The 4,205-nt window shown below is 71.7% G+C and carries 3 protein-coding genes; all 3 read right to left on the bottom strand.

Translation table 11 applies throughout. The features are described 5' to 3' along the window. Positions 1-52: 52 nt before the first annotated feature. Genes ACFWW9_RS26070 through ACFWW9_RS26060 form a run of 3 tightly spaced genes read right to left on the bottom strand, consistent with a single transcriptional unit; the run spans position 53 to position 3,916 of the window. Positions 53-1,240, bottom strand: a complete 1,188-nt coding sequence (locus tag ACFWW9_RS26070) for a cation:proton antiporter (protein ID WP_390383156.1) — start codon at positions 1,238-1,240, stop codon at positions 53-55. A 15-nt stretch (positions 1,241-1,255) separates the two neighbouring features. Further along, on the bottom strand, positions 1,256-3,544 hold the full coding sequence (gene secD / locus ACFWW9_RS26065; protein ID WP_390383153.1) for a protein translocase subunit SecD: 2,289 nt from the start codon (positions 3,542-3,544) through the stop codon (positions 1,256-1,258). Positions 3,545-3,583: 39 nt separating this feature from the next. Continuing rightward, the gene (locus ACFWW9_RS26060; RefSeq protein ID WP_390383150.1) at positions 3,584-3,916 is read right to left on the bottom strand and encodes a hypothetical protein; all 333 of its coding nucleotides are present in this window, start codon (positions 3,914-3,916) and stop codon (positions 3,584-3,586) included. Between the last annotated feature and the right edge of the window lie 289 nt (positions 3,917-4,205).

The following is a 4,205-nucleotide window of genomic DNA, read 5'->3' as shown; positions in this document are numbered from 1 at the left end:
CCACCCCCGGGGGGCGCGGCCCGCCGGGCCCCCGGGGGGCCCCCACTCCCGGTCAGACCAGGGCCTTCTCCTTCTCGAACGCGCGGCGCGGCAGCAGCCACGCCAGCTTGTCCGACCGCAGCACGGCCAGCGGGCCGACCACGGCCAGGAGCAGCACGTACCCGGCGACGAACGGCGCGACCCGGTCGTCCAGGCCCGCCGAGACGGCCATCGCCGCCAGCACCAGGGAGAACTCGCCCCTGGTCAGCACGGTGAGGCCGACGTTGACCGCCTCCTGCCGGTCGAACGCGTGCAGCTTCGCGGCGAACGCGCCCGCTCCGAGGTTCAGCACGATGGTCAGCGCGACCGCCGCCAGCACCGGCACGACGACCGTGCCGATCGACCTCGGGTCGATGCTCAACCCGAAGATGAAGAAGAACAGCGCGCCGAACGCGTCCCGCAGCGGCAGGACCAGCCGGTGGACCCGCGGCCCGACCGTCGAGCCGCCGAGCACCATGCCGACCATGAACGCGCCGATCGCGTCGGACACGCCCAGCTCGTGCGCGACCGCCGCGCCGGTGACCGCGACCCCGACGAAGCACACGACCAGCAGCTCGTCGTCCGCCGAGCCGAGCAGCCGCGTCACGGCCCGACCGCCCCAGCGGGCGACGGCGGCGAGCACCACCAGGAACCCGAACGCCTTGCCGAAGTCCAGCAGGGCCGGGCCGAACTCGTCGACGCCGGTGAGCACGGGTTGCAGCATCGCCAGGTACAGCGCGAGGAACACGTCCTCGATCACGATGATGCCCATGATCAGCCGGGACTCGCGGTCCCGCATCCGCTTGGCCTCCACCAGCAGCTTCGTCACGATCGCCGACGACGAGATGCCGATGGCGCCCGCGATCACCAGCGCCTCGCGGGCGCCCCAGTCCAGCGCGAACCCGAACGCCAGCCCGCCGCCGATGTTGAGCAGCAGGTAGCCGAACCCGGCCACGACGAGCTTGCGCCCGCCCGCGAGCAGGTCGTCCACCGAGAACTCGAGGCCGAGGTAGAACAGCAGGAACACCAGTCCGAGCGCGGAGAGCACGCCCATCTCGGCCGGGTCGTCCACCAGCGCGATGCCGGGGGTGTTGGGGCCGAACAGGATTCCGGCCACCATGAACAGCGGGATGGTCGGCAGTCCGATCCGGACCCCCGCCCGTGCGATCAGACCGGCGGCGAGGAACGCGCCGCCGACGGCGAGCAAAGCGTGCGAGGTCATGACATCGGCCTCCTGCTAGACGACCGCACCGTGTCCGGCGCGGGACTTCGGCTTGGCGCGCGGCGGGACGCGGCGCTTCGTGCCGGGGTACTTCCCCTCCAGGGCGATGGCGACGGGCGCGGCGGTCAGCACGGTCGACGCGGTGCCCGCGACCAGGCCGATGAGCAGCGCGGTCGCGAAGTCGGCGAGCGACCCGTCGCCGAGCACCAGCAGCGCGGCGAGCACGAACAGCACGCCGATGCCGGTGTTCACCGTGCGCGGCACGGTTTGCAGGACCGCCGAGCTGACGACCTCGGCGTAGGACCGCTTCCCGCGCACCCGCGCGAGTTCCCGCACCCGGTCGAACACCACCACCGAGTCGTTGACCGAGTAGCCGATCACGGTCAGCAGCGCGGCCAGGAACACCCCGTCGGCGGTCTTGCCGAGCCAGGCGAACAGGCCGATCAGCACCACGACGTCGGTGATCAGCGCGACGACCGTGGCGACGCCGAGCCGCCAGTCGAAGCGGATCGCCAGGTAGCCGAGCTGCGCGGCGACCGCGATGGCCAACGCGATCAGGGCGTTGCGCCGCAGTTCGGACCCGAGGCTGGGGCCGATCAGCTCGTTGCTGACCTGCTCCGCGCCCCCGGTCGCGCTGCCGACGACCTGGCCGAGCCGGGCGGCGGCCGCGTCGTCGATCGGGCCGGTGCGGACGGACACGCCGGTCGCGCCGGAGGTCGCCACGACGGCGTCGCCGAAGCCCGCGTCGGCGAGCGCGGTGCGCACCCGGCCCGGGTCGACGGCCTGGTTCGCGGTGTAGTCGAGCATCCGGCCGCCGGTGAACTCGACACCGAGGTCCAGGCCGCGCACGGCCAGGCCGGACAGGCAGAGCACGGCCACCGCGGCGGCGGCCAGCAGCCAGCGGACCGGTCGACGGAACAACTGGCCACCGCGTTCCACCAGCCACGTCCGCACCCGGCCCAGGGTGTGCAGGCCGCTCAACGCGGGCCTGCGTTCCAGGAAACGGCTGCCCAGGACGAGTTCGAGCAGGACCCGGCTGAGGACCAGCGCGCTGAACATCGACGCGAGCACACCGATCGACAGCGTGACGCCGAAACCCTTCACCGGCCCCGTGGCCAGCCAGAACAGCAGGCCCGCGGCGAGCAGCGTCGTGACGTTGGAGTCCGCCACGGCGCTGAGCGCGCCGCGGAAACCGCCCTGGACGGACTTGAGCAGCCGTCCACTCCGGACACCTCTGGCGGCGAACTCCTCGCGCGCCCGTTCGAACACCAGGACGTTGGCGTCGACCGCCATGCCGATGGCTAGCACGAACCCCGCCAGCCCCGGCAGGGTCAGGGTCGCGCCGATGGCGAGCAGGGCGGCGTAGGCGACGGCCGCGTAGCCGACGAGCGCGGCGACGGCCAGCAGCCCCGCGAGCCGGTAGACGACGATGAGGAACAGGCCGGTCAGCGAGATGCCGATGATCGCGGCCCACGCGCTGGCCTCGATGGCCTCCGCGCCGAGCGTCGCGCCGACCGTGCGCTGCTCGATCACCTCGACCGGGACCGGGAGGGCGCCGGACCGGATGACCAGCGCGAGTTCGGCGGCTTCCGACTGGGTGAACGAGCCGGTGATCTGGGTGGTGCCGCCGATGATGCCGGTGCCGCACAGCACGTCCGTGCCGACCTGGGGCGAGGAGACGATCTTGTTGTCCAGGACGAACGCGATCTGCCGGGTGGGCGTGCCCTGGGGCGAGCAGGCGGCTTCCGCCGTCAGCCGTTGCCAGGTGCCCGGAGCGTCACCGCGGAAGTCGATCGAGACCTCGTACCCCGCCCCGCGCTGGCTGAGCGACGACTGCGCGCCCTTGATGCCCTCGCCGGTCATGGCCGCCGGGCCGAGGAGGAGCGGAACGCCTTCCGGGCTGGTCAACGCCGTCTGGTTGGCGGCGGCTTCCTGGCCCGCGCCGACTACCGGGTGGACGGCGAGTTGGGCTGTGCGGCCGAGGACTTCGACCGCTTCGGCCGGGTCTTGGACGCCGGGGAGTTCGACGATGATCCGCCGGTCACCGGAGCGGGCCAGGACGGGTTCGGCCACACCGAGCTCGTCGACGCGGCGGCGGAGCACTTCGAGGGAGCGGTCGGTGGCGTCGCCGTCGGCCTTGGTGGTCGGGGAGTCTTTGGTCTCCAACACGATCTGGGTCCCGCCCCGGAGATCGAGACCGAGCTGGGGTTGGCTGGTGAGCAGCAGAAAAGCGGACGCGGCGAGAACGCCGAAGGACACCAGTCCTCGGACGAGCAGTTCCCGCCGCGCAGGGGTGCGCGGCATGAGGTTTTTTGCCTTCCAGGCAGGAGTGAGGTGAGGGCTCTACTGCGGGGTGGAAGGCGGGGCGCGATCGCCCAGAGGGGTGGTGCTGGTGGTTTCCGGGGCGCGGTGGACGCGTTGAGCGGCGTCCATGAGGATCCGGAGGGGGAGGGTCGGGCGGGCCCGTGGGGTGAGGTCGACCGGGGCGTGCCCGATGAAACCCTGGGGCAGTTGAGGGGTTGTGCCGGAGCGGGTGGCCGCGCCAGGGAGGTGGACAGCCTGAACGATGGCGGTCGCGGCGGCGGACTGGTGGTCGGGTTCGGCGGTTTGGGGGAACGAGAAGACGACGAAACCGGCGATCAACGCCAGAACCGCGAACAGCGCGCGTTTCGTCATCAAGCCCTCCCCTCGGGTGACAGGCTACAGACCTGGGGAGGTGGTGCAGGGAAAACCGCTGGGCCGCGGGTCAGGCGTTCACCCTCGTCTCAGCCGCGGTCAAGCACACAACTCTTGCACCGCTCGCCTCAGCGCTGACCCATGGCCCTTGCTGAGGCTGGGCTTGTGGCCGGGCGCTTGTGGTGGGGTGTCGTCCCACCCCGCTCGCGCAATTATTTCAACACCCGTTTTGTCTTGTCAAGGCGGGAAAGATGCCGTGACAAGACAAAACGGGTGCGAAGGCGCTTCG

Origin of the sequence: Umezawaea sp. NPDC059074, assembly GCF_042738955.1 — a bacterium.
Taxonomy (GTDB): Bacteria; Actinomycetota; Actinomycetes; order Mycobacteriales; family Pseudonocardiaceae; genus Umezawaea.
The sequence above is the reverse complement of the archived record's forward strand: the minus strand, read 5'-3'. Positions and strand labels throughout refer to the sequence as shown.